This window comes from Phytopseudomonas seleniipraecipitans (assembly GCF_900102335.1).
In the GTDB taxonomy this organism is placed as follows: Bacteria; Pseudomonadota; Gammaproteobacteria; order Pseudomonadales; family Pseudomonadaceae; genus Aquipseudomonas; species Aquipseudomonas seleniipraecipitans.
Genome location: NZ_FNBM01000012.1, coordinates 83,703 through 109,311, shown reverse-complemented (window position 1 = coordinate 109,311; position 25,609 = coordinate 83,703). Strand labels below are relative to the sequence as shown.

At 60.7% G+C, this 25,609-nt stretch carries 22 protein-coding genes; 15 read left to right on the top strand and 7 right to left on the bottom strand.

Going from position 1 to position 25,609, the window contains the following annotated elements; all coding sequences use genetic code 11:
- Positions 1–326: 326 nt before the first annotated feature.
- Genes BLS60_RS20640 through BLS60_RS20630 form a run of 3 tightly spaced genes read right to left on the bottom strand, consistent with a single transcriptional unit; the run spans position 327 to position 3,066 of the window.
- A complete protein-coding gene (locus tag BLS60_RS20640) occupies positions 327–1,148 on the bottom strand; it encodes a DUF3325 domain-containing protein (RefSeq protein WP_092371905.1) in 822 nt (273 codons plus the stop codon).
- Complete coding sequence (locus BLS60_RS20635) at positions 1,145–1,441, bottom strand: DUF3649 domain-containing protein (protein WP_092371903.1); 297 nt, start codon at positions 1,439–1,441, stop codon at positions 1,145–1,147. The genes BLS60_RS20640 and BLS60_RS20635 overlap by 4 nt, the downstream gene beginning before the upstream one ends.
- Positions 1,438–3,066 carry a PepSY-associated TM helix domain-containing protein gene (locus BLS60_RS20630; protein ID WP_092371901.1) on the bottom strand — a complete coding sequence of 543 codons (1,629 nt, stop codon included), beginning with the start codon at positions 3,064–3,066 and terminating at the stop codon, positions 1,438–1,440. The genes BLS60_RS20635 and BLS60_RS20630 overlap by 4 nt, the downstream gene beginning before the upstream one ends.
- Positions 3,067–3,589: 523 nt before the next feature.
- Here BLS60_RS20630 and glyQ point away from each other — a divergent pair.
- From glyQ to BLS60_RS20580, 10 genes are all read left to right on the top strand, one after another.
- Positions 3,590–4,537 carry a glycine--tRNA ligase subunit alpha gene (gene glyQ, locus BLS60_RS20625; RefSeq protein WP_092371899.1) on the top strand — a complete coding sequence of 316 codons (948 nt, stop codon included), beginning with the start codon at positions 3,590–3,592 and terminating at the stop codon, positions 4,535–4,537.
- Complete coding sequence (glyS, locus tag BLS60_RS20620) at positions 4,534–6,588, top strand: glycine--tRNA ligase subunit beta (RefSeq protein ID WP_092371897.1); 2,055 nt, start codon at positions 4,534–4,536, stop codon at positions 6,586–6,588. Before glyQ ends, glyS begins: the two co-directional genes overlap by 4 nt.
- Before the next feature lie 44 nt (positions 6,589–6,632).
- Positions 6,633–7,163, top strand: a complete 531-nt coding sequence (gene gmhB / locus BLS60_RS20615) for a D-glycero-beta-D-manno-heptose 1,7-bisphosphate 7-phosphatase (RefSeq protein WP_070882427.1) — start codon at positions 6,633–6,635, stop codon at positions 7,161–7,163.
- Between the two features lie 37 nt (positions 7,164–7,200).
- Positions 7,201–7,977 carry a lysophospholipid acyltransferase family protein gene (locus BLS60_RS20610; RefSeq protein ID WP_070882426.1) on the top strand — a complete coding sequence of 259 codons (777 nt, stop codon included), beginning with the start codon at positions 7,201–7,203 and terminating at the stop codon, positions 7,975–7,977.
- Positions 7,978–8,211: 234 nt separating this feature from the next.
- On the top strand, positions 8,212–8,835 hold the full coding sequence (locus tag BLS60_RS20605; RefSeq protein ID WP_092371895.1) for a CDP-alcohol phosphatidyltransferase family protein: 624 nt from the start codon (positions 8,212–8,214) through the stop codon (positions 8,833–8,835).
- 10 nt (positions 8,836–8,845) lie between these two features.
- Positions 8,846–10,603 carry a bifunctional alpha/beta hydrolase/class I SAM-dependent methyltransferase gene (locus BLS60_RS20600; protein ID WP_092371893.1) on the top strand — a complete coding sequence of 586 codons (1,758 nt, stop codon included), beginning with the start codon at positions 8,846–8,848 and terminating at the stop codon, positions 10,601–10,603.
- The gene (locus tag BLS60_RS20595; protein WP_092371840.1) at positions 10,603–11,949 is read left to right on the top strand and encodes a phosphatase PAP2/dual specificity phosphatase family protein; all 1,347 of its coding nucleotides are present in this window, start codon (positions 10,603–10,605) and stop codon (positions 11,947–11,949) included. Before BLS60_RS20600 ends, BLS60_RS20595 begins: the two co-directional genes overlap by 1 nt.
- Entirely contained in the window at positions 11,939–12,397 is a 459-nt protein-coding gene (locus tag BLS60_RS20590) for a hypothetical protein (protein WP_092371838.1), read from the top strand. The genes BLS60_RS20595 and BLS60_RS20590 overlap by 11 nt, the downstream gene beginning before the upstream one ends.
- Positions 12,398–12,407: 10 nt before the next feature.
- Positions 12,408–13,028, top strand: a complete 621-nt coding sequence (locus BLS60_RS20585) for a lysophospholipid acyltransferase family protein (protein ID WP_092371837.1) — start codon at positions 12,408–12,410, stop codon at positions 13,026–13,028.
- A 1-nt stretch (position 13,029) separates the two neighbouring features.
- Positions 13,030–13,962, top strand: a complete 933-nt coding sequence (locus tag BLS60_RS20580; protein WP_092371835.1) for a phosphatidate cytidylyltransferase — start codon at positions 13,030–13,032, stop codon at positions 13,960–13,962.
- A 278-nt stretch (positions 13,963–14,240) separates the two neighbouring features.
- Here BLS60_RS20580 and gyrB read toward each other — a convergent pair whose 3' ends face one another.
- The 4 genes from gyrB to dnaA all read right to left on the bottom strand — a co-directional run bounded on the left by gyrB (position 14,241) and on the right by dnaA (position 20,533).
- A complete protein-coding gene (gene gyrB / locus BLS60_RS20575) occupies positions 14,241–16,658 on the bottom strand; it encodes a DNA topoisomerase (ATP-hydrolyzing) subunit B (protein WP_092371833.1) in 2,418 nt (805 codons plus the stop codon).
- A 3-nt stretch (positions 16,659–16,661) separates the two neighbouring features.
- Positions 16,662–17,765: a DNA replication/repair protein RecF gene (recF, locus tag BLS60_RS20570; protein WP_092371831.1), complete on the bottom strand. Its 1,104-nt coding sequence runs from the start codon at positions 17,763–17,765 to the stop codon at positions 16,662–16,664.
- 138 nt (positions 17,766–17,903) lie between these two features.
- A complete protein-coding gene (gene dnaN / locus BLS60_RS20565; protein ID WP_070882412.1) occupies positions 17,904–19,007 on the bottom strand; it encodes a DNA polymerase III subunit beta in 1,104 nt (367 codons plus the stop codon).
- A 35-nt stretch (positions 19,008–19,042) separates the two neighbouring features.
- The gene (dnaA, locus tag BLS60_RS20560; protein ID WP_070882583.1) at positions 19,043–20,533 is read right to left on the bottom strand and encodes a chromosomal replication initiator protein DnaA; all 1,491 of its coding nucleotides are present in this window, start codon (positions 20,531–20,533) and stop codon (positions 19,043–19,045) included.
- Between the two features lie 533 nt (positions 20,534–21,066).
- Here dnaA and rpmH point away from each other — a divergent pair.
- From rpmH to mnmE, 5 genes are all read left to right on the top strand, one after another.
- Positions 21,067–21,201 (top strand): 50S ribosomal protein L34, encoded by a 135-nt coding sequence (gene rpmH, locus BLS60_RS20555; RefSeq protein WP_003213577.1) that lies wholly within the window; start codon positions 21,067–21,069, stop codon positions 21,199–21,201.
- Positions 21,202–21,216: 15 nt separating this feature from the next.
- On the top strand, positions 21,217–21,618 hold the full coding sequence (gene rnpA / locus BLS60_RS20550) for a ribonuclease P protein component (RefSeq protein WP_172138305.1): 402 nt from the start codon (positions 21,217–21,219) through the stop codon (positions 21,616–21,618).
- Positions 21,611–21,856, top strand: coding sequence for a membrane protein insertion efficiency factor YidD (gene yidD, locus BLS60_RS20545; protein ID WP_083328700.1), 246 nt, complete (start codon positions 21,611–21,613; stop codon positions 21,854–21,856). Before rnpA ends, yidD begins: the two co-directional genes overlap by 8 nt.
- Positions 21,857–21,858: 2 nt before the next feature.
- Positions 21,859–23,601: a membrane protein insertase YidC gene (gene yidC, locus BLS60_RS20540; RefSeq protein WP_092371829.1), complete on the top strand. Its 1,743-nt coding sequence runs from the start codon at positions 21,859–21,861 to the stop codon at positions 23,599–23,601.
- A 74-nt stretch (positions 23,602–23,675) separates the two neighbouring features.
- Positions 23,676–25,043: a tRNA uridine-5-carboxymethylaminomethyl(34) synthesis GTPase MnmE gene (gene mnmE / locus BLS60_RS20535; RefSeq protein WP_092371827.1), complete on the top strand. Its 1,368-nt coding sequence runs from the start codon at positions 23,676–23,678 to the stop codon at positions 25,041–25,043.
- Positions 25,044–25,609: the final 566 nt, after the last annotated feature.

The following is a 25,609-nucleotide window of genomic DNA, read 5'->3' as shown; positions in this document are numbered from 1 at the left end:
GCAGTCGGCTCGGCGATGGGCGAAGGCAGACTATAACCGGGGATCGATTACGAGTGAGCCAGCACCGACTCTCGTAGCCTGGGTAGAGCGCAGCGAAACCCGGGAGCGATCTAAACCAGACGGCAAATCGACCCAGCGCAATCGGCGGTGAATGGCTTGGTGGGTCGGAGGAGCGTGACCCACCCTACGACAAGCCAGCCCGTAGGCCGGGTAGGGTGGGTTAGCGGCGCTATACCCTGGGCTTCCTCAATGGACACGATGCCGGCGCGCCGCGTAACCCGCTAGGCGATCTCTCGTGTTGCGCCCATGATGGGTTACCGACGTTCTCACGACTCGCGGGCAATGAATTCGGCAAGCGAGGGCGAGACCTTGTCGATATCCACCGCGGCGTGGTGCACGCTGCCGTCCTTGCCTTCCACGGTCAGCCACAGCTGATCGCTGAGCTTGGCCTTGGCCGGGATCTGGATTTCCACCCAGCGATCCCAGCGGTTGCCAGCGAACACCAGGCCTGCAGCGCGCAGCGAACGCGGCTTGCGAATCTTCAGGTAGGCGGCGCGGATCTGGTCATCGCAGGCCTCGCAAAAACGCACTTCGAACGCCTTGAATGGCGTGCCCAGCACCTGGTGCGGGGCCTTGCGCTGCGCCTCGGCAAGGGTGAACGACCAAGGGCCGACCTGGCCCTGCACGGCCTCATCGCTGTGCAGCGGTTTTGGCGAGGCGGTCAACAGCAAGCCGATCACGCCAACCGGCACCAGCAGCAATACCCCGGTCGCTCCGCGGCGCAGCCAGTGCAAGCGCTCGAGCGGTTGCGCCGCGGCGGTTTCAACACCCGCCAGCTTGCGCTCGCGGCGCGTTGCGGCCTTGCCCTGGGTGGGCTGCCAGGGCCATCTGGGCAGGTAGAACACCAGCCCGATACCGGCCACCGACAGCCAGCCGAGCCAGGCCGCCGCGCCCACGCTTACGCCCCAGTGCTGGAAGCTCAGCCCCAGCGCGAGGGCCAGCAGCAACCAGCCTGCGGCGCGCAACACCCGCATCCACAGCGGCGACAGCACACGGCGCAGCAGATGCTTGCAGTGTTTTTCCATCGCCAGCGCCAGGGCAATGAAGCCACCAAGACTCGCCAGCAGAATGGAGAGACTCAAGCTCATGCCGCGCCTCCCGATTGCAGCACCCAGCACAACAGAGCGACCACCGCGGTGGGTATCACCATGCCCAGCCAGGCACGGGTCACGCTACGTACGCTGAACACCCAGATCACCGCCACGGCATACAGGGTAAAGCTGAGCATCGTGGCGGCCAGCACGGCCTGGCTTTTCGGCAACGGCCAGACCAGCGACAACAACACGGTCAGCGCCGAGGTCAGGGCATAGCCACCCAGCGCAGCCGCCAGCACCCGCGAGGCGACGAGCCAGCGGTAACGCGCCATCGAAGCGTTCTTCATGCCAGCGCCTCCTTGCCCGACAGCGCAGCCGCCGTATCGGCTTTCAGCCAGCGGCGGCGGATCTTCATGGCGCCATAGGCGAACAGCGCCGCCAGGCCGAACATGCTCAAGTCGAATCCGGCCAGCACCCAGTCGCCCTCGACAACGGTCACGCCGAGGTGGCGGTCGGTGGCCAGGGCATTGATCAGCGGAAGCAACGCGAACGCCGCTACCGCCATCCAGACCATCTCCAGCCAGGCCTTTTTCAGTGGCCGCAGCGAGGCATAGAGGAACAGCCAGCCCCAGGTCAGGAACAGGCAGTGCATCTCCCACTGCGCACGGTCGGCGATGTCCACCGGTAACAGGCGGTTGGCCCAGAAGTACGCCGCCACGGCGACCGGCAGGCCGACCAGCGTACCGGCGTTGAGCACTTCCACCAGGCGCAGGCCGTAAGCGTCGAACAGCGCGGCGCGGTCGTCGCGCTTGAGGTGCTGATTACGCCGTTTGACCGTCCACAGCACCAGGCCGGTGCCGATCATTGCGCAGCCAAGCAGGCCGGCGATCAGGTACAGCCAGCGCAGCCACCAGTCGGCGAACAATCCCTCGTGCAGGCCGACCAGCATGCGGTGGGTTTTACCGGCCCCGTGGGTCTTGTCCGGGTAGACCGTTGGCTGGCCATCGGCGGCGGCGAAGCTAAGCATCACCGGGTCATAGACGTTTACCGAGTCGCCAATGATCCGCTGCACATCGACACGCGCCGGCTCACCCTTGACCTGGCTGATGGTCAGGCTCGACACACCGCGATCGGCCCACTGCGCTTCGGCGTGTTGCACCATTTGCTCGAGCGACGCCTGGGGCCGACTGGCCGGCAGGTACTCGCGTTTGTCGCGGGAAAACAGATCGTCGAACAATGCACGCTGCTGCTGGTTGCCGGTGCCATACACCGCGGCAACACCGGCCGGCATGTAGTTGAAGACGAAAAAAATCAGCCCGCTGTAGGTGATCATCAGAAAGAACGGCAGCGCCATCACGCTGATCACGTTGTGCGCATCCAACCAGGAGCGCTGGCCCTTGCCCGGACGGAAGGTGAAGAAGTCCTTGAAGATCTTCTTGTGGGTGATGACCCCGGTAAGGATCGCCAGCAGCATCAGCATGGTGCACACGCCGACGATGGTGATGCCGACGTTGTAAGGCATGTAATGCAGGACGTAGTGCATCTCGTACAGCGCCGCCCCGCCACCGGTGGCACGCGGCTCGACTTCCTGACGCGGCAGGCCGGTTTCGGCGTTCAGTTCTTCGCGGCCGCGACGGCCGAAATCGTGGCCACGCTCGGGGATATCTTCCCAGGCAATCGCCAGCCCCTGTTCGCCGCGCGGGCGCAACGAGGTGTGGGGCAGGGTGATGGTCCAACTTTTGGCGTTGCTCGCCACCTGTTCCAGGCGCGTCAGGGCGCGCTTTATCAACTCGGGGCGCGGCACGCCCTCGACAGGCACCTGCAACGGCCGCTCGGGCTCCATCCAACGGGTGATTTCGTCGTCCACGTAACCCGCCGTGCCGGTTACGAAGACGAAAAACAGCACCCAACCGACAACCAGTCCCGTCCAGGTATGCAGCCATGCCATGGACTGGCGAAATCCCTCTTTCATCGATCTATCCTGATTGTTGTCCTGAGCACGGCGACTGATGCCGTGCTGTCCCTGGTGACGCGGCTGCGCACAGAGCACATGACGAGTTCATATGCGCAGCGGATCTCATCGCCTTTGGTGAGAAGACGGGCATGTGAGAAAGCGCGGCATTTTAACGCGACTGATTATTATTGACAGTAATTTAATGATCTCGCCGCCGGCTTTGCCCACGCCTTCCAAAGGCGCCCAGCAGCAACCTTCACCGGGCGGCCAGCAAACTCGCTGGCCGCCCGGTGAAGGCAAGACGCCTTGAAGCAATGCACCCGATAGCGTGCCGGCGCATGGGCTAAGGGTAGAGGCCCATCCCTGGCATGCCGTTTACGGGGCCTCACAAGGCCGACTACCGATATCGCAGCGAGCCGCAAGCACAATGCCACCGCCAGGCTTGTCTGTTCGCCGGTAGAGACGGCGCAGCATGCGGGCTCAGCCTCGCTTCGGGTATACTCCCCGGCTTTCTGTCGCAGCCCCAACAGGTGAATTTTTCGTGAGCCAGACAACGCCTGCCGTGCGCACCTTCCAGGACTTGATCCTCGCCCTGCAACAATACTGGGCCGAGCAAGGCTGTGTGGTACTGCAACCCTACGATATGGAAGTGGGGGCCGGTACTTTCCACACCGCCACCTTCCTGCGCGCCATCGGCCCGGAAACCTGGAACGCCGCCTACGTGCAGCCTTCTCGCCGCCCGGCTGATGGCCGCTACGGTGAGAACCCCAACCGTCTGCAGCACTATTACCAGTTCCAGGTGGTGCTCAAGCCGAACCCGGAGAACTTTCAGGAGCTGTACCTGGGCTCGCTGAAGGCCATCGGTATCGACCCGCTGGTGCACGACATCCGTTTCGTCGAAGACAACTGGGAATCGCCGACCCTCGGCGCCTGGGGTCTGGGCTGGGAAATCTGGCTCAACGGCATGGAAGTCACCCAGTTCACCTACTTCCAGCAGGTCGGTGGCATTGAGTGCTACCCGGTCACCGGTGAAATCACCTACGGCCTCGAGCGCCTGGCCATGTACATCCAGGGCGTCGATTCGGTGTACGACCTGGTATGGGCCGACGGCCAGTTCGGCAAGGTGACTTACGGCGACGTGTTCCACCAGAACGAAGTGGAGCAGTCGACCTACAACTTCGAGCACGCCAACGTCGAGAAGCTGTTCGAGCTGTTCGATTTCTACGAGAACGAAGCCAATCGCCTGATCGAGTTGGAGCTGCCGCTGCCCACCTACGAGATGGTCCTCAAGGCTTCGCACACCTTCAACCTGCTCGACGCCCGCCGCGCCATTTCGGTGACCGCGCGTCAGCAGTACATCCTGCGCGTGCGCACCCTGGCCCGCGCCGTGGCGCAGAGTTATCTGCAGGCCCGGCGCCGCCTGGGCTTCCCGCTCGCCGCCGCCGATCTGCGTGATGAAGTACTGGCCAAGCTGGAGGCAGCAGAATGAGTGCGCTCGATTTCCTCGTTGAACTGGGCACCGAAGAGCTGCCACCCAAAGCCCTGAAGAACCTCGGCGATGCCTTTCTTGCCGGCGTTGAAAAGGGCCTCAAGGCCGCTGGCCTGAGCTACACCAGCGCGCGCATGTATGCCGCGCCGCGCCGCCTGGCGGTATTGGTCGAACAGCTGGCTACCCAACAGCCGGACCGCACCGTCAATCTCGACGGCCCGCCGCTGCAGGCCGCCTTCGATGCCGACGGCAACCCGACTCAGGCTGCGCTGGGTTTCGCCAAGAAGTGCGGCGTCGAACTCAGCGCTATCGACCAGAGCGGTCCAAAGCTGAAATTCAGCCAGCATATTCCGGGGCAGAGCGCCGCCGGCCTGTTGCCGGGCATCGTGGAAAGCTCGCTGAACGAGCTGCCGATTCCCAAGCGCATGCGCTGGGGTGCCCGCAAGACCGAATTCGTGCGCCCGAGCCAGTGGCTGGTGATGCTGTTTGGTGATCAGGTGATCGATTGCGAAATCCTCGCCCAGAAGGCGGGTCGCGTCTCGCGTGGTCACCGCTTCCATGCCAATCATGACGTGCGCATCTCGGCGCCCGCGATGTACGCCCAGGAGCTGCGCGCTGCCTACGTGATCGCCGACGCCAGCGAGCGTCGCACGATGATCGCCAAGCGCATCGAGCAACTGGCTACCGAGCAGCAGGGCACGGCCATCGTGCCGCCAGCGTTGCTCGAGGAAGTCAGCGCCCTGGTCGAATGGCCGGTGCCGCTGGTCTGTTCCTTCGAGGAGCGCTTCCTGGAAGTACCCCAGGAAGCCCTGATCACCACCATGCAGGACAACCAGAAGTACTTCTGCCTGCTGGACGCCAACGGCAAGCTGCTGCCGCGCTTCATCACCGTGGCCAACGTCGAGAGCAAAGACCCGGCGCAGATCATCTCCGGCAACGAGAAGGTGGTGCGCCCGCGTCTCACCGACGCCGAGTTCTTCTTCAAGCAGGACAAGAAGCAAAAGCTGGAAAGCTTCAACGCGCGTCTCGCCAACGTGGTGTTCCAGGCCCAGCTCGGCACCGTCTACGACAAGGCTCAGCGTATCTCGGCCCTGGCCGGCTTCATCGCCGAGCGCATCGGTGGCGACGCCAAGCGTGGCGCCCGCGCCGGCCTGCTCAGCAAGTGTGACCTGGCCAGTGAAATGGTCGGCGAGTTCCCGGAGATGCAAGGTATCGCCGGTTACTACTACGCCCTGCATGACGGCGAGCCGCAGGACGTTGCCCTGGCGCTGAACGAGCAGTACATGCCGCGCGGTGCCGGCGCCGAGCTGCCGAGCACCCTGACCGGTGCTGCGGTTGCTCTGGCTGACAAGCTGGATACCCTGGTCGGCATTTTCGGTATCGGCATGCTGCCTACCGGCAGCAAGGACCCCTACGCACTGCGTCGTGCGGCACTGGGCGTGCTGCGCATTCTCATCGAGAAGGGGCTCGACCTGGACCTGGGCAAGACCGTCGACTTCGCCGTGCGCCAGTACGGTGGCAAGGTCAAGGCCACTGGTTTGGCGCCGCAAGTACTCGACTTCATCTTTGACCGCCTGCGCGCGCGTTACGAAGACGAAGGCGTGGACGTGTCGGTATACCAGGCCGTGCGTGCAGTGAACCCGCTGTCACCGCTGGACTTCGACCAACGCGTACAGGCCGTGCAGGCCTTCCGCGCGCTGCCGGAAGCCGAGGCCCTGGCTGCCGCCAACAAACGTGTGTCCAACCTGCTGAGCAAGGCCGACGGGCAGATCGCCACGAGCATCGAAGCGCATTACTTCGATACACCGGCGGAGTTCACCCTCAACGCCGCCATCCAGCAGGCCGACAACGCCGTGCAGCCAATGGCCCAGGCGCGTCAGTACCGTGAAGCGCTGGCTCAGCTGGCCTCGCTGCGCAAGCCGGTGGACAGCTTCTTCGAAGCGGTGCTGGTCAACGCCGAAGACCCCAAGGTACGTGCCAACCGCTATGCGTTGCTGGCGCGTCTGCGTGGGTTGTTCCTGGGTGTCGCCGACATCTCGGTACTGGGTTGATCACCTTTGCCCTCTCCGCATGGAGAGGGCGCTGAGGACGCTGCGTGAAACTGATCATTCTCGACCGCGACGGGGTCATCAACCATGACTCCGACGCCTATATCAAAAGCCTCGACGAATGGATCCCGATAGCGGGCTCCATCGAGGCCATTGCGCGCCTGAGCAAGGCGGGCTGGACGGTGGCAGTAGCCACCAACCAATCCGGTATCGCCCGCGGCTACTACCCGCTGGCGGTGCTGGAAGCCATGCACACGCGGCTGCGTGAGCTGGTGGCCGAGCAGGGCGGCGAAGTCGGCCTGATCGTGCAGTGCCCCCACGGCCCGGACGACGGCTGCGATTGCCGCAAGCCGAAACCCGGCATGCTGCGCCAGATCGCCGAGCACTACGGCGTACCGCTGAGCGGAATCTGGTTCGTTGGCGACAGCAGCAGTGACCTGGAAACGGCTCGCACCGTCGACTGTCAGCCGGTGCTGGTGAAAACTGGCAAGGGTGAACGCACCCTGGCCAAAGGGTTGCCTGCGGGCACCCTGGTATTCGATGACCTGGCAGCGGTCGCTGCGCAGCTTCTCACTTGATAGCGCAGGCCCCAGGCCTGCAACGGTAATTGCTCCTATGTCGACAGTGCAGTTCTTCAGAACTTTCCTCTTCTATCTGTTGCTGTCCTCCAGCTCGTGCATCTGGTGCATCATCAGCATGTTCGTCGCGCCGTTCCTGCCGTTCCGGGCCCGCTATCGTTTCGTGGTGCAGAACTGGTGCCGCTGCGCCGTGTGGCTGGCCAAAGTGGTCGCGGGCATCAACTACGAGATCAAGGGCAAAGAAAATATCCCTGATCAGCCCTGCGTGATCCTCGCCAAGCACCAGAGCACCTGGGAAACCTTCTTCCTGTGCGCCTACTTCGAACCGCTTAGCCAGGTGGTCAAGCGCGAGCTGCTGTACGTGCCGTTCTTCGGCTGGGCGATGGCCATGCTCAAGCCGATCGCCATCGACCGCAGCAATCCCAAGGCGGCTCTCAAGCAACTCGCCAGCCAGGGCCGCACGCGCCTGGAGCAGGGCGCCTGGGTATTGGTTTTCCCCGAGGGCACCCGCATCCCGGACGGCCAGATCGGCAAGTTCTCCCGCGGCGGCACCGCCCTGGCAGTGAACAGCAAGCTGCCGGTGCTGCCGGTCGCGCACAACGCCGGGCAGTTTTGGCCGAAGGAAGGCTGGGGCAAGAAACCCGGCACCGTGCAGGTGGTTTTCGGCCCGGCGATGTTCGCTGAAGGTGAAGGCCCGCGTGCCATCGCCGCGCTCAACGACCGTGCGTTCGCGTGGGTAAGCCAGGCACAGATGGAAATCGGTGCACTCGATCCACAAAGCCCCACGGCAGAGCCGCCAAACGACCTCGCCTGAACCGCCGCTATCTGTGGATAACCTGTTGAGCGTTTTAAATTTATATCAAAATAAAGCGCTCAACCCACTGATATAGCTGGGTTTTAGGCTGTACCGAAAATGTAGATAAATTGGGAATAAGTTTTTAAGCGACGCCTATGAATGCGGTCACGTTGGCGTATCGCTTAGTGCGTGGCCAACCGGTAAGCTGGCGTGCGCAACAACCTAGAAACATGGCGAAACGGAGTTCGTGACATGCTTTCGATCTACCAGCTAAAACCACGCTTTCAAAACCTGCTGCGCCCGCTGGTCCAGCGTCTGTTCGACCGCGGCGTTACCGCCAATCAAGTCACTCTGGGCGCCGCCGTCGTTTCGGTGCTGATTGGCCTGCTACTCGCCATCTTCCCTGCGCATGTCTGGCTATTCGCATTAATCCCCCTGTGGATGCTGCTGCGCATGGCGCTAAATGCCGTGGACGGCATGCTGGCCCGCGAGTTCGGCCAGCAATCCACGCTGGGCGCCTACCTCAATGAACTCTGTGACGTGATCGCCGACGCGGCATTGTTCCTGCCCTTCGCGCTACTGCCAGGCGTTTCGCCAGTGCTGGTGGTGCTGCTGGTTATCGGCGCACTGATCAGTGAATACGCCGGGGTGATGGGGCCAATGGTCGGCGCGTCGCGCCGTTACGACGGCCCGATGGGCAAAAGTGATCGTGCCTTGTGCTTTGGCGTGATCGGGGCCGGGGCGGCCACCGGCTTGCTACCGCTGACATGGATCAACCCGATTCTCGCGGTGATTACCGCGTTGTTGCTGTACACGCTGTTCAACCGTGTACGCCAAGGTCTGGCGGAAGCGGTTGCCCCTTCAGACACGAAGTAAGGACACCTCGATGAGCGAAGCCAGCACCGGTAACTTTGTCACCCACGACGGCGTGAGCCTGTTCTACCGTCATTGGCCTAGCGCCGACCGGCCGACCGAAGTGCCACGCCGCGCCATCGTGATGTTCCACCGCGGCCATGAGCACGGGGGCCGGATGGCTCACCTGGTCGAGGAGTTGGGCCTACAGGGCTTCGATTTCTTCGCCTGGGACGCTCGCGGCCACGGTGAATCACCGGGTGCCCGAGGCGACAGCCCGAGTTTTGGCACCAGCGTGCGCGACGTGCAGAGCTTCATCGATCACATTACTGCCGCGCACAGCATCGCCAGTGAAGACATGGTGGTGCTGGCACAGAGTGTCGGCGCGGTGGTGATTTCCACCTGGGCTCACGACTACGCCCCGAAGATCCGCGCCCTGGTACTTGCCTCGCCAGCCTTCAAAGTCAAGCTGTACGTGCCGTTCGCGCGACCCGGCCTGAAGCTGATGCGCGCCTGGCGTGGCAACTTCTTCGTCAACAGCTACGTGAAGGCCAAGTTCCTCAGCCACGACCCACAGCGCATCGCTTCGTTCGACAGCGACCCGCTGATCACCCGCGCCATTTCCGTGAACATGCTGCTGGGCCTCTACGAAGCCGCCGAACGCGTGGTTGCCGACGCGCAAGCGATCCAGATCCCCACCCAGTTGCTGATCTCCGGCAGCGATTTCGTGGTGCACCGCAAACCCCAGGAGCAGTTCTTCGAGCGCCTGGGCAGCCTGCACAAGGAAAAGCACATCCTGCCCGGCTTCTTCCACGACACCTTGGGCGAGCGTGACCGCGCCCATGCGCTAAGCCGTATTCGGCGTTTCGTGCTGGAAGCCTTCGAAACACCAATGGAGCGGCCCGCGCTACTGGATGCTGATCGATTGGGCTGGAGCTGCGCCGAAGCCGAGGAACTGGCTGCGCCGTTGCCGAAGAACTCGCCGCGCGATCTCTACTGGCGCGCCACGCGTGCCAGCATGAGACTCGGCAGCAGTCTTTCTGCAGGCGTGAAACTGGGTTTCGACACCGGTTTCGACTCCGGCAGCACCCTGGATTACGTGTACCGCAACACGCCAACCGGCAGCTCACCTGTGGGGCGGCTGATCGATCGTAACTATCTCAACTCCATTGGCTGGCGGGGCATTCGCCAGCGCAAGGTGCACGCCGAGGAACTGCTGCGCCTGGCCATGGGCAACCTGCGTGAGCAAAATCGCCCAGTGCGTATCGTCGATATCGCCGCCGGCCACGGCCGCTACATTCTCGAAGCGCTGGAGCAGGGCGGCGAGATGCCGGATTCGATCCTGCTGCGCGACTACAGCGACATCAATGTGCGCGACGGCGCGGCGTTGATCGAACAGAAGGGCCTGGGCAGTATTGCCCGCTTCCTCAAGGGCGATGCCTTCGACAAGGATGATCTCGCCGCGCTGGACCCGAAGCCGACGCTGGCGGTGGTGTCGGGCCTCTATGAGTTGTTTGGCAGCAACGCGATGGTCGGCGACTCGCTGGCAGGCCTGGCAGCGGCGGTGGAAGAGGGTGGTTACCTGATCTATACCGGCCAGCCGTGGCACCCGCAGCTCGAGCTGATCGCCCGTGCATTGACCAGCCACCGTGGCGGCGAGGCCTGGGTGATGCGTCGGCGCAGCCAGGCGGAAATGGATCAGCTAATCGAGGCCGCCGGCTTTCGCAAGCTCTCCCAGCGCATCGATGAATGGGGCATCTTCAGCGTGTCATTGGCGCAGCGGGTGTCGTGATGACGCCTGCCGCGGTAACCCGGGAATCCGGGCTATGGAAGCGCGGCGTTCTCTGGTTGCTGCTGCTAGCCCCGCTGTTCTTTGGCACCTACGGCTTCGCCAACTGGTTCACCGGCCAACGCGATGACGTCGGCAGCCTGGTATTCGCCTGGGAAGGCCTGATCCCCTTGTGGCCGTGGACGATCATCCCGTACTGGTCGATCGACCTGCTCTACGGCCTGGCCTTCTTGCTGCCCGCTACCCGTGCTGCGGTGGACAGGCTCGGCTTGCGGCTGCTGACCGCACAAGCCATCTGCATCAGCTGTTTTCTGCTCTGGCCGTTGCGCTTCACCTTCGACCGTCCGATGCTCGATGGCCTGTTCGGAATGATGTTCGATGTGCTGATGGGCTTCGACAAGCCCTTCAACCAGGCACCATCACTGCACATCACGTTGCTGGTGGTGCTCTGGGCATGCTTCGTCCAGTACGCCAGCAGCGTGTGGCGTGTAGTCGTGCACATCTGGTTCTTTCTGATCGGCCTGTCGGTGCTGACCACCTGGCAACACCATTTCATCGATGTGCCAACCGGCATGCTCGCCGGATTCCTGTGCCTGTGGCTGTGGCCCAGCGAAGGGCGCAGCCCACTGCTGAACTGGCGCCTGGCCCGTGATCCGCAACGTTTGCGGCTGGCCTTGCGCTACGGCCTCGGAGCGGCGTTATGCAGCGCGCTGGCCGTCAACGTCGGTGGCTTCGCCCTGTGGTTGCTGTGGCCAGGCCTGTCGTTGTTGATGGTGGCACTCAATTACGCGCTGTTCGATGCGCAGGGCTTCCAGAAGCGTGCCGATGGCCGCTTGAGCGCCGCTGCCAGCTGGCTATTGGCACCTTACCTACTGGTTGCCTGGATCAACTCACGGGCCTGGACCAGCAAGCACCCGCAGCCCGATGAAGTGGCCGAGGGTGTCTGGCTCGGGCGTATTCCTGCCAAGGGTGAAGGGCAGGGCTTTGCCGCAATTGCCGACCTCAGTGCAGAGCTACCCTGCCGGGTAGACGGCAAGGTCTACCGCGAACTGGCCTGTCTCGACCTGATCGCACCCAGCAGCGCGCATTGCCTGCAGGCAGCGGTAGCCATCGAAGACCTGCGCGAACACGGCCCGGTGCTGGTGTGCTGTGCGCTGGGCTATTCGCGCAGCGCCACCGCGATCGCCGCGTGGCTACTGCTCAGTGGCCGTTGCGCGAGCGTCGCAGAGGCGATTTCGCGCGTTCGCCAAGCTCGCCCACAAGTTGTACTGGGAAACGCTCACCTGCAGGCCCTGGAGGGCGTTTTGAGCCAATCCCCACGCACATCAGGAGTTCTACATGGCCACTGAAATGCAGCTGCATCTGGTCGCAGGACTGCTGCGCCGCGGTCGCTCGCTGGATCGTCTGTCCAGCGGGCTGACGCTGCTGGCCCTGGTCATCGGCCTGGGACCGTTGCTTGGTTTCATGGCGCTGACTACCGGCGCTGCGGTGAGCGTCGCCTTGCTGACGTGCGGCCTGCTGCAAAAGTATTACGCCCTGCGCGTGGCGCTGGATGCCGAGCTGTTCGCCAGCCTGGCGGCCGCGCCCGACCAGTTGGCCAGGCGCACCGCCGAGCTCGACGGCGGGCTGCTCGCCATCGCCGGTAAAACCGCCGAGAGCCCACGCTCCTGGGACGAACGCAGCCGAGGCGCCGTGCGCCTGCTGCGCATCCAGGCGTGCTGGTTCGGCCTGCAATTTCTCAGTGCCCTGGCAGCCATCGTGCTGATGCCATGGCTTTCACAGGTTCGATTCGGATAAGGAACTATCCATGCTTGCGTCCCTGGTCGCTTTTTTCATCACCTCCGGTGCGCGACTGCTCACCGGTGCCCGCGCATTGTGGCTCGGCAGTACCGCGCAGCCGGTGCAACGCATCTACTACGCCAACCACAGCAGCCACGGCGACTTCGTGCTGCTGTGGGCATCGCTACCCGCCGAACTGCGCAAACGCACGCGCCCGGTCGCCGGGTCCGATTACTGGATGAAGGGCACACTGCGCAGCTTCCTGATCCAGCGCGTGTTCAACGGCGTGCTGGTCGACCGTCAGCGCAGCGACCCCAATGCCAATCCGCTGCAGGCGATGCTCGATGCATTGGCAGAAGGCGATTCGCTGATCGTATTCCCGGAAGGCACGCGCAATCTGGAGGAAGGGCTGCTGCCGTTCAAGGCAGGGCTTTACCACCTGGCCAAGGCGTGTCCGGATGTCGAGGTGATTCCGGTGTGGATCGCCAACCTCAATCGGGTCATGCCCAAAGGCCGAGGCCTGCCATTACCGCTGCTGTGCACCCTGAATTTCGGCGCACCACTGGGCATGGGCGAAGAGGAGGGCAAAGAGGCCTTCCTCGACCGCGCCCGTGAGGCCCTGCTGGCCCTGGCTCCCGAGGAGGTTTGAGATGGATCGCAATACCTTGCTGTTATTCGCCGGCATCGGCGGCATCCTGCTCCTTGCCAGCCTGATTGGCTGGCTGCTGAAACGCCGCGCTGGCCCCGGCCCGCAGCCGGTCATCGACAACCTCAACGCTCGTATCAATGCTTGGTGGGCAATGGTACTGGTGATCGGCTTCGCCTTCCTGTTCGGCAATATCGGCGTGGTGGTGCTGTTCTACTGCGTGTCGTTCTACGCCCTGCGCGAATTCATGACGTTGACGCCCACTCGACGAAGCGACTACCCAGCGCTGGTCGCCGCGTTCTACTTCGCACTGCCTATGCAGTACCTGCTGATCGGTATCGGTTGGTACGGCCTGTTTGCCATCTTCATTCCGGTCTACCTGTTCCTGCTACTGCCGATCCTGTCGTCCCTCGGCGGCGATACCACGCGCTTCCTGGAGCGCACCTCGAAAGTGCAGTGGGGGCTGATGATCGCCGTGTACTGCATCTCCACCGTGCCGGCATTGCTAACCCTGGAGATCGCCGGCTACGAGGGCCGCAACTTGCTGCTGATCGCCTGGCTGGTGATCGTCGTGCAGATCTCCGACGTGCTGCAGTACGTGTGCGGCAAGCTGGCCGGCAAACGCAAGATTGCGCCCAACCTGTCGCCGTCCAAGACTGTAGAGGGCTTTTTCGGCGGTGTGGCATTGGCCACTTTGATCGGCGCATCACTGTACTGGATCACCCCGTTCGCCTTCTGGCAGGCCGGCCTGTTCGCCTTGCTGGTGTGCCTGCTCGGCTTTGCCGGCGGCCTGGTGATGTCGGCAATTAAACGCGACCGCGGGGTGAAGGATTGGGGTCATATGATCGAAGGCCATGGCGGCATGCTCGACCGCCTGGACTCGGTCTGTTTCGCCGCTCCGGTGTTCTTCCATATGGTGCGCTACTGGTGGGGATAGGGGTGCCCGGACAATCGGCAACCCTCTGATTTAACCACCAGAAAAACCCGGCCTCGGCCGGGTTTTTTGTTCACCTGAAACAGGTCAGACGTCGAGGTGCGTCTAATTTTGATCGTTCCCACGCTCCGCGTGGGCATGCATCCAGAGACGCTCCGCGTCTCGTTACAGCGGACACAGAGCGCCCAAAGCGGGGTTCCCACGCAGAGCGTGGGAACATCGATAGAGGGCAATAAAAAACCCGGCACCAGGCCGGGTTTTTCATGCACTGCGATCGGTGATCAGACGTCGAGGTTGGACACCGCCAGGGCGTTGGTCTCGATGAAGTCACGGCGCGGCTCGACTTCATCACCCATGAGGGTGTTGAAGATCTGATCCGCAGCGATAGCATCCTCGATACGGACCTTGAGCATGCGACGAACTTCAGGGTCCATGGTGGTTTCCCAAAGCTGATCCGGGTTCATCTCGCCAAGACCTTTGTATCGCTGAACGCTGTGACGCTTGGTGCTTTCAGTCATCAACCAAGTCAGCGCTTCCTTGAAGGTAGCAACAGGCTTCTTGCGCTCGCCACGCTGCACGTAAGCGCCTTCCTCCAGCAGACTGTTCAACTGATCGCCGAGGGTGGTGACCGTTTTGTAATCGTTGCTGGTGAAGAAATCACGGTTGAAGGTGATGTAGCTGGAGTTGCCGTGGGAAATCAGTTCCACCACCGGCAGCCACAAGTGACGCTCCTGGTCTTCGCGCAGACTGGTCTTGTAAGCCAGGCCGGACTTCTCCATGGTTTTCAGGCGAGCATCGAACAGAGCCAGCCAATTTTCCATGGCAGATTTGTCAGCCATCAGGTCGGTGGTGACACCAGAGAGGTAGACGAAATGCTCGGTGAGCTCCATCGGATACAGGCGCGACAGGCGCTTGAGGGTCTTCATCACTAGGCGGTAATCGTTGACCAAGCGCTCCAGCGAGCTGCCTGACAGGCCCGGCGCGCTCTCGTTGACGTGCAGACTGGCATCTTCGAGAGCCGACTGGGTCATGTACTCTTCCATGGCCTCGTCGTCCTTGATGTACTGCTCCTGCTTGCCACGCTTGACCTTGTACAGCGGCGGTTGGGCGATATAAATGTAGCCGCGCTCGACCAGCTCAGGCAGCTGACGGAAGAAGAACGTCAGCAGCAGGGTGCGGATGTGCGAACCGTCGACGTCAGCATCGGTCATGATGATGATGTTGTGGTACCGCAGCTTGTCGATGTTGTATTCCTCGCGGCCAATGCCACAGCCCAGAGCGGTGATCAGCGTGCCGACCTCCTGGGAGGAAATCATCTTGTCGAAGCGAGCTTTCTCGACGTTGAGGATCTTGCCCTTGAGCGGCAAGATCGCCTGAGTCTTGCGGTTACGGCCCTGCTTGGCAGAACCGCCCGCGGAGTCACCCTCCACGATGTACAGTTCGGAGAGGGCAGGGTCCTTCTCCTGACAGTCAGCCAATTTTCCCGGCAGACCTGCAATATCCAGTGCGCCTTTACGACGAGTCATTTCACGAGCTTTACGTGCGGCTTCACGAGCCCGGGCGGCGTCGATCATCTTGCCGACAACAGCCTTGGCTTCGTTGGGGTTCTCCAACAGGAAGTCGGAGAAGTACTTGCCCATTTCCTGCTCGACCGCGGTTTTCACCTCGGAGGAGACCAGCTTGTCCTTGGTCTGCGAGCTGAATTTCGGGTCTGGAACCTTGACCGAGATGATCGCCGTCAAGCCTTCGCGGGCATCGTCACCGGTAGTGGCGACCTTGTGCTTCTTGGCCAGACCTTCCTGCTCGATGTAGTTGTTCAGGTTACGCGTCAGCGCCGAGCGGAAGCCCGCCAGGTGAGTACCACCGTCACGCTGAGGAATGTTGTTGGTGAAGCACAGCAGGTTTTCGTTGAAGCTGTCGTTCCACTGCAGGGCGACTTCCACACCAACGCCGTCATCACGCTGTACGGAGAAGTGGAACACCTGGTTCACAGCGGTCTTGTTGACGTTCAGGTATTCAACGAATGCACGCAGGCCGCCTTCGTACTTGAAGAGTTCTTCCTTGGCGGTGCGCTCGTCCTTAAGAAGGATGCCGACCCCGGAGTTCAGGAATGACAGCTCGCGCAGACGCTTGGCCAGAATGTCCCAGCTGAAGTGAATATTGGCGAAGGTATCTTCAGACGGCTTGAAGTGGATCTGCGTACCGGTGGTATCACTGTCACCCACAGCCGCGATGGGTGCTTGTGGCACACCATGCACGTAGGTCTGTTCCCAGATTTTTCCGCTACGGCGGATGGTCAGCACCAGTTCTTTGGAGAGCGCGTTCACTACCGAAACGCCCACGCCGTGCAGACCACCAGAAACTTTGTAGCTGTTGTCGTCGAATTTACCGCCGGCGTGCAGCACGGTCATGATGACTTCGGCGGCGGAGACGCCTTCTTCCTTGTGGATATCAACCGGAATGCCACGGCCATTGTCGCGCACACTGATTGACTCATCCGGGTGGATGGTGATGGTGATTTCGCTGCAATGCCCTGCCAACGCCTCGTCGATGGAGTTATCGACCACCTCGAAGACCATATGGTGCAGACCGCTGCCATCATCGGTATCGCCGATGTACATACCAGGCCGCTTGCGTACGGCATCCAGGCCCTTGAGGACCTTGATGTTATTGGAGTCGTACGTTTGGTTTTCGCTCATGCTTCACTCCCGGTGATCGTGGGTCTGGATGATACGCCCGTGTTCCACGTGGAACATGGACAGCGGCGTATCCTTCTGCCAGCCACCGCTCAACAATTCATGGTCTACACAGGTGATGAAAACCTGGCAGTTCAAATCTTCCAACAATCGGCATAACGCGCGACGATGCTGCTCATCCAGTTCTGACGGCAAGTCATCCACCAGATAAATGCACTGGCCGCGCTTGGCCTGATCAACCAAATGCCCTTGAGCGATCCGCAAGGCACACACCACCAACTTTTGCTGGCCGCGGGACAAGATGTCCGCCGCGTTGTGTGCGCCGAGCCTCAATCTCAGGTCTGCCCGCTGCGGACCGGATTGGGTATGCCCGATCTGCTGATCACGCAAAAGGGACGACGTGAGCACTTCATTCAAAGGGCGGTCTTTATCCCACCCTCGGTAATAGCTCAACGTCAGCCCCTGCAGCTCAACCAACTCGCCAAGGGTACGTTCGAAAACGGGTTTCAGTTGCTGTATATAGGATCGCCGATAACTGTCGATTTCATCGCTGGCCAGGCACAACTCGCGATCCCAGGCAGCTTGAGAAACGGCATCAAGTGTACCACGGCGAAGCCACGAGTTCCGCTGCTTGAGGGCCTTCTGAAGGCGCTGCCAGGCAGGCATAAACCGAGGTTCCACGTGGAACACACCCCAATCGAGAAACTGTCGCCTGATCTTCGGAGCCCCTTCAAGCAGGCGAAAACTATCCGGATTGATCAATTGCAGGGGCAGCGTCTCCGCAAGCTGGGCTGCGCTACGCGCATTCTGTCCATCAATACGAATTTGAAAGTCGCCTTGCCGATCACGTGAAACACCCAGATTACTCTGCCGACCATCAGCCAGGTTGACCTGACCGAACAGCGTGCACACCTGCTGCTCATACTGGATAACCGGCAACAGCCGGGCGCTACGAAACGAGCGCGCCAGTCCGAGCAAGTGAATACCTTCAAGCACGCTGGTTTTTCCGCTGCCATTGGCCCCGTAAAGGATATTGATGCGCGGGGAGGGCGTCAGCTCAGCTGGCTCCAGATTGCGCACGGCAGTCAGATTGATGCGGATCAGGGACATGAAGCAGGCCGTATTACAGATTTAAAAATAGGGTGGCAGAAACGAAATCAGCTTTGGATGTCGCGGACCATAATAGAGTCCGAACATACCAAAGCTGATTTCAATAACGCCTGGGTTGCCTGTTAGCGGCAGCGACAGTTACAGGCGCATCGGCATGACGACGTAAGCAGAATCATCGTTGTCGGCTTCCTGTACCAGCGCGCTGCTGTTGGAATCGGACAAGATCAAACGCACCTGCTCGGTGGTCATCACGCCCAATACGTCCAGCAGGTAGCTGACGTTGAAGCCGATTTCCAACGAGCCGCCGTTGTACTCCACGGCGATTTCTTCTTCCGCTTCTTCCTGCTCAGGGTTGTTGGCCTGGATTTTCAGCAAGCCGGCAGCCAGTTGCAGACGAATACCGCGGTACTTTTCATTCGACAAAATCGCGGTACGGCTGAAGGCTTCACGCAGCCCCTGACGGTCAGCAACCACCAGCTTGTCACCGCCACGCGGCAGTACACGCTCATAGTCGGGGAACTTGCCGTCGACCAGCTTCGATGTGAAGGTGAATTCCCCGGTAGTAGCGCGGATATGGTGTTGGCCCAGCACGATGCTGACGCTGCCATCCTGCTCGGTAAGCAAACGGGCCAGCTCCAGAATACCTTTGCGCGGTACGATCACCTGATGGCGTTCAACCTGCTCGATACTGGCTTCCATGGAGCACATCGCCAGGCGATGACCATCGGTAGCGACGGCACGCAGAATGCCGGTCTGCACTTCCAACAGCATGCCGTTAAGGTAATAACGCACATCCTGCTGAGCCATGGCGAAGCTGGTGCGCTCGATCAGACGACGCAGCTTGCTCTGCACCAGGCTGAAGGTCAGCGAACCCGGGCCTTCCTCGACGGTAGGGAAGTCGTTGGCTGGCAGCGTAGACAGGGTGAAGCGGCTACGACCGGCCTTGACCAGCAGCTTCTGCTCGTCGACACGGATGTCGATCAAGGCATCGCTCGGCAGGCTTTTGCAGATATCCATAAGCTTGCGTGCCGGGACGGTAATCTCGCCGGGCTCGGCAGCATCTTCCAGCGCCACACGGCCAACCAGCTCGACTTCGAGGTCGGTACCGGTCAGCGACAGTTGCTGGCCTTCGACGACCAGCAGAACGTTGGACAGAACCGGCAAGGTCTGGCGGCGTTCCACGACGCCGGCGACCAGTTGCAGGGGTTTCAACAGGGCTTCGCGTTGAATGGTGAAGTGCATGGTCTAGTCCCTTGCCTCGTGCATGGAGTTGCGTATCAAGTGGTCAGTGTACGCAGCAGGTTCTTGTAATCCTCGCGGATATCCGCATCGGATCCCCTAAGTTCAGCAATCTTACGACAGGCGTGCAGTACCGTGGTGTGATCGCGGCCGCCGAAGGCCACACCGATTTCCGGCAGGCTGTGGTTGGTGAGTTCCTTGGACAACGCCATGGCCACCTGGCGGGGCCTGGCAATGGAACGCGACCGACGTTTCGACAGCAGATCGGTGATCTTGATCTTGTAATATTCGGCGGTGGTGCGCTGAATATTATCAATGCTGACCAGCTTGTCTTGCAGGGCCAGCAAATCCTTCAACGACTCGCGAATCAACTCAATGGTGATGTCACGACCCATGAAGTGCGAGTGGGCAATCACCCGCTTCAATGCGCCTTCCAGTTCCCGTACGTTGGAGCGGATGCGCTGGGCAATGAAGAATGCCGCATCGTGCGGTAAATCGACCTTGGCCTGATCGGCCTTCTTCATCAGGATCGCGACACGCGTTTCCAGCTCTGGCGGCTCAACCGCAACGGTCAGGCCCCAGCCGAAACGTGATTTCAGGCGTTCTTCCAGGCCTTCGATTTCCTTCGGGTAACGGTCGCTGGTGAGAATCACCTGCTGACCGCCCTCGAGCAAGGCATTGAACGTGTGGAAAAACTCTTCCTGCGAGCGCTCCTTCTTGGCGAAGAACTGAATGTCATCGATCAGCAGCGCATCCACCGACCGGTAGAAACGCTTGAATTCGTTGATGGCGTTGAGCTGCAGTGCCTTGACCATATCCGCCACGAAACGCTCGGAATGCAGGTAGACCACCTTGGCATTCGGATTCTTGGCCAGCAGATGGTTACCAACCGCGTGCATCAAGTGCGTTTTACCGAGGCCGACACCACCATATAAGAAGAGTGGGTTGTAGCCATGCTTGGGATTGTCGGCAACCTGCCAGGCAGCGGCGCGGGCCAGCTGGTTCGACTTGCCCTCGACGAAGTTATCGAAGGTAAAGGTACGGTTGAGGTAGCTGGTGTGCTTGAGCCCGCCTTCCACCTGCACCGTACGCTCGTTGCGCGCAGGGGCCACGCTGGACGCAGCACCTGCCATGGAATCGAAGCTGGCTCGAGATGGCTCGGCTTGCACAGGCGGTTTCGGCGGCGGCGCACTGACCTGTGGGGCAGCAGGCGCAGGCGCCGACGGGCTGCTGTAATTGGAGACCGAGGGCGACGGCGTCAGAACCGCACGGGGCGCAGAGCTGCGACGGCTGCCGATCAATAGCGAAATGGCAGGAACCAAACCCTCGGCACGCTCACCCAGCAGCTCGAGCATACGGCCCATGTACTTTTCATTGACCCAGTCGAGCACGAAGCGGTTAGGCGCGTAGACACGCAGCTCATCGCCTTCGGCTTCTACCTGTAATGGACGGATCCAGGTGTTGAATTGCTGGGCAGGCAGTTCGTCGCGGAGAAGTTCCACGCACTGCTGCCAAAGTTCCACGGACACGGACATCCCCTGATCAAAAGCGCTGAGGCAAAAACAGTCGCTATTGTAGCCTCCGCCGGCCTAGTTATCCACATAGGAAAGGCAGTTCATACGTGCCAAATCAACGATTTATCGGTTGAACCGTACGTCAGTTGCATAACTTTAAAGCCTGTGGATAAGCTGCCATGAGGCCCGTGCGAAAGTGCAGGGATAACTCAGTGGGTAAACACGCTGTGGATAAATACACGTTTCACCCCCAGCTTATACGCACCCGCCCAACAACTGCAGCACCGTTTTCTGACAGACTTTTAAATCGGTGAGATGCCCGGTGATGAAGACTCACAAAGACTTATCCACAGAAAGAGGCCTCTGTATATATAGCTTTAAAAACAAGCTCTCTTTAAAAAGATCTTTCCTTTATATCTATCTATCTGCCGGCGAGCATTGAAAACACCTGGTTGGAAATTGACCTGGCCTGCAGCTTTCTCTAGAATCGCCGGTCTCTTAAAACGGGGGCCATTCCGGTCCGTTGTCGACAACCAGGTAACCGCATCATGAAACGCACTTTCCAACCCAGCACCATCAAACGCGCTCGTACTCACGGTTTCCGTGCTCGCATGGCTACCAAGAACGGCCGTGCCGTCCTGTCGCGTCGTCGCGCCAAGGGCCGCGCTCGTCTCGCAGTCTGATTTTCCAGTCTTGTGGTGAGTCGAGGCTTCGGCCGGGAGAAGCGCCTGCTCACTCCCCGGCAATTCAAGGCAGTCTTCGACTCTCCCAGTGGCAAAGCGCCGGGCAAGAGTGTCCTGCTGCTTGCGCGCAACAACGAGCTTGATCATTCTCGCCTAGGTCTGGTGATCGGCAAGAAGAGCGTCAAGCTCGCTGTTGAGCGTAATCGCCTGAAACGCCAGATCCGCGAGTCGTTCCGCCTCAACCAGGACAACCTGGTCGGCTGGGACATTGTGGTGGTCGCGCGTAAAGGCCTGGGTGACCTGCAGAATGCCGAACTGTCTCAGCAGTTCGGCAAGCTGTGGAAGCGCCTTGCCCGCAGCAAGCCTGCCCAACAGGCCGATGCCCAGACCGGGGTGAACGACAATCCCCATGCGTAAACTGGTGCAAGCTCCAATCCGGTTTTACCAGTACGCCATCAGTCCAATGATGGCCAGTCATTGTCGTTTCTACCCCACTTGTTCCTGCTACGCGCTTGAAGCCATCGAAAGCCATGGCGTCTTGCGTGGTGGCTGGCTGACCGTCCGTCGTCTGGGACGCTGTCACCCTTGGCATCCCGGAGGCTACGATCCGGTGCCACCCGCGAAACACTCCCGATCCTCTTCGATGGCCGAATAATCATGGATATCAAACGCTCGATCCTGATCGTCGCCCTGGCAGTCGTGTCCTACATGATGGTTCTTCAATGGAACCAGGACTATGGCCAGGCCGCTCTGCCGAATCAGACAGCTTCTACCAGCAAAGCCACTCCAGGCTTGCCGGAAACCGCCTCCGTTGCCAGCAACGACGATGTCCCGACGGCCGCCAACGCCGACGGCAGCGATCCAAGCCCGGTGGAGGCCGTCGCTGTCAGCGATGCGTTGATCCAGGTTAAAACCGACGTTCTGGATCTGGCCATCGATCCGCGCGGTGGTGATGTGGTCAGCCTGAAGCTGCCGCATTACCCGCGTCGCCAGGATCATCCTGATGTTCCCTTCCAGTTGTTCGACAACGGCAGCGAGCACCTGTACCTGGCGCAGAGTGGCCTGACTGGCACTAACGGCCCGGATGCCCGCGCCAATGGCCGCCCGCTGTACAACAGCGAGCAGCGTGTCTATCAGCTGGCCGATGGTCAGAACCAGCTGGTGGTCGACCTGAGCTTCAGCGAAGCCGGCGTCAACTACATCAAGCGTTTCACCTTCAACCGTGGGCTCGACACCAGCTGCTCGGCCAAGGAAGTGGAGCAGAAGAAAGCTGGTTGCATCACTGGCAATGGCTACCAGATCGGCGTCACCTACCTGATCGACAACCAGAGTGCTAACGCCTGGACCGGTAACCTGTTCGCGCAACTGAAGCGTGATAACAGCGGCGACCCGTCTTCCAGCACCGCCACCGGTACTGCCACCTACCTCGGTGCAGCACTGTGGACCGCTGACAAGCCCTACACCAAGGTGTCGATGAAAGACATCGACAAGCAGGGCCTCAAGACAACCGTTGAGGGCGGCTGGATTGCCTGGCTGCAGCACTACTTCGTGACCGCGTGGGTTCCGTCTCAGGATGACACCAACCTGGTGCAGACCCGCAAGGACAGCCAGGGCAACTACATCATCGGCTACACCGGCCCAGCGCTGAACATTCCTGCCGGTGCCGAAGCGCAGACCAGCACCACGCTTTACGCCGGTCCGAAGATTCAGAAGGATCTTGCCGCGCTGTCGCCAGGCCTGGACAAGACCGTCGACTACGGCATTCTGTGGTTCCTCGCCGAACCAATCTTCTGGTTGCTGGAACATATCCACAACCTGCTCGGCAACTGGGGCTTCTCGATCATCGTGCTGACGTTGATCATCAAGCTGGCGTTCTTCCCGCTGTCCGCTGCGAGCTACCGTTCCATGGCGCGCATGCGTGCCGTGTCGCCACGTCTGCAGGCACTGAAAGAACAGTTCGGTGATGATCGCCAGAAAATGTCCCAGGCGATGATGGAGCTGTACAAGAAAGAGAAGATCAATCCGCTGGGTGGCTGCTTGCCGATCCTGGTGCAGATGCCGGTGTTCCTGGCTCTGTACTGGACCCTGCTGGAATCCGTTGAAATGCGTCAGGCACCGTGGATCCTGTGGATAACCGACCTGTCTATCAAGGATCCGTTCTTCATCCTGCCGATCATCATGGGCGCCACCATGTTCATCCAGCAGCAGCTCAACCCGACGCCGCCGGACCCCATGCAGGCTCGCGTGATGAAGATGATGCCGATCATTTTCACCTTCTTCTTCCTGTGGTTCCCGGCTGGTCTGGTGCTGTACTGGGTCGTCAACAACGTCCTGTCCATTGCCCAGCAGTGGTACATTACCCGCAAGATCGAAGCGCAGGCCAAGGCGTCAGCAGCCTGATCTACTAAGCTTCGCCAGCTATACACAGAACGCCCCCTCGTGGGGCGTTCTGCTATCCAGCGTTTGGAGGATTTATGCCCACATCCCGAGAAACCATCGCCGCCGTCGCCACCGCCCAGGGTCGTGGTGGCGTGGGCATCGTGCGGGTCTCCGGGCCGCGTGCACGGATGATCGCCATTACCCTGAGCGGTATCGAGCCGACGCCTCGACACGCGCACTACGGGGCCTGGCATGACGATGCCGGCGAGGTAATCGACGAAGGCCTGCTGTTGTTCTTCCCCGGGCCCAATTCCTTCACCGGTGAAGATGTGCTCGAGCTGCAGGGCCATGGCGGCCCGGTGGTGCTGGACATGCTGCTACAGCGCAGCCTGGAGCTCGGCGCACGTCAGGCTCGCCCGGGCGAATTCAGCGAGCGGGCGTTCCTTAACGACAAACTTGACCTGGCTCAAGCGGAAGCCATCGCCGACCTGATCGAAGCGAGTTCGGCACAGGCAGCGCGCAATGCCGTGCGATCGCTGCAGGGTGAGTTTTCGCGACGCGTCCATGAGCTGACCGAACGGCTGATCAGCCTGCGTATCTACGTCGAAGCGGCAATCGACTTTCCTGAAGAGGAAATCGACTTTCTCGCCGATGGCCACGTGTTGAGCTTGCTTGAAGGTGTTCGTGAGCAGTTATCCACAGTGTTGCGGGAAGCCGGGCAGGGCGCTTTGTTGCGCGACGGCATGAACGTGGTGATTGCAGGTCGTCCGAATGCGGGCAAGTCCAGCCTGCTCAATGCGCTGGCCGGCCGCGAAGCTGCCATCGTGACTGACGTCGCCGGCACCACCCGGGACGTGCTGCGCGAACATATCCACATCGACGGAATGCCGCTGCACGTGATCGACACTGCCGGGCTGCGCGATACCGAAGATCAGGTCGAACGCATCGGTGTGGAACGGGCGCTGAAGGCAATTGGCGAAGCAGACCGCGTGCTGCTGGTGGTCGACTCCACTGCACCCGAAGCAAATGACCCGTTTGCGCTGTGGCCGGAGTTCCTGCAGCAGCGGCCGGACGCCGCGCGGGTCACGCTGATCCGTAACAAAGCTGATCTCTCCGGCGAAAACGTCGGCCTGCAGACCAGTGATGATGGCCACGCTACGCTGGTGCTGTCTGCAAAATCCAGCGAGGGCTTGGAGCTGCTGCGTGAACACCTGAAAGCCTGCATGGGCTTTCAGCAGACTGCCGAAAGCGGTTTCAGCGCCCGCCGTCGCCACCTGGATGCGTTGCACCAGGCGCAGCGCCACCTCGACCACGGTCACGCTCAGCTGACCCTTGCAGGCGCTGGTGAGCTGCTTGCCGAGGACCTGCGCCACGCACAGCAGGCGCTGGGAGTGATCACAGGCGCATTTAGCTCGGATGACCTGCTGGGGCGTATCTTCTCGAGCTTCTGTATCGGTAAATAAGCCGAGCCGTAGCGCAGATAGGCAGTGACCTCGCCCAAGGTCACTGCCTTTTTTATGTCTGACGACAACGACTTATCCCCAGCACGATGGGCCCATCATTCAAAGGGTTCTCACAGCACTCTCCAGCCCACTGCATGATGGGTTAACCCCCAAATCCCCTTATTCCCCGCAACCCAAGCCACAGTCAGATGGCTTCCGGCGCTGCGCTCATAACATTCTGGTATGCCAATCGCACGAAACCCAGCGGTTATTGAAGCCAAGGCAGATGCTGCAGAAAGATTTCAACAGGCACAATAAACCCTGTGGAAAAGCGTAGTTGAGCTATGCCTATAACCCGGTGACAAACCTCGGGATAAACCGCCCTGTGAATAACTAGCACTGTTACCCACAGGGTGATCACCGCTATCTAACACCCGCAGCCCAGGATAGTCCCGCTTTGATACATCGCTGCATACCCCGTATTTATTGGCTTGTATCAATCTATCCACAGAAATGTGGGTCACCATTTATAAACATAAAAACAAGCCTTTTAAAAAAATCATTCTTTTCTATTTTATTTATTCCCA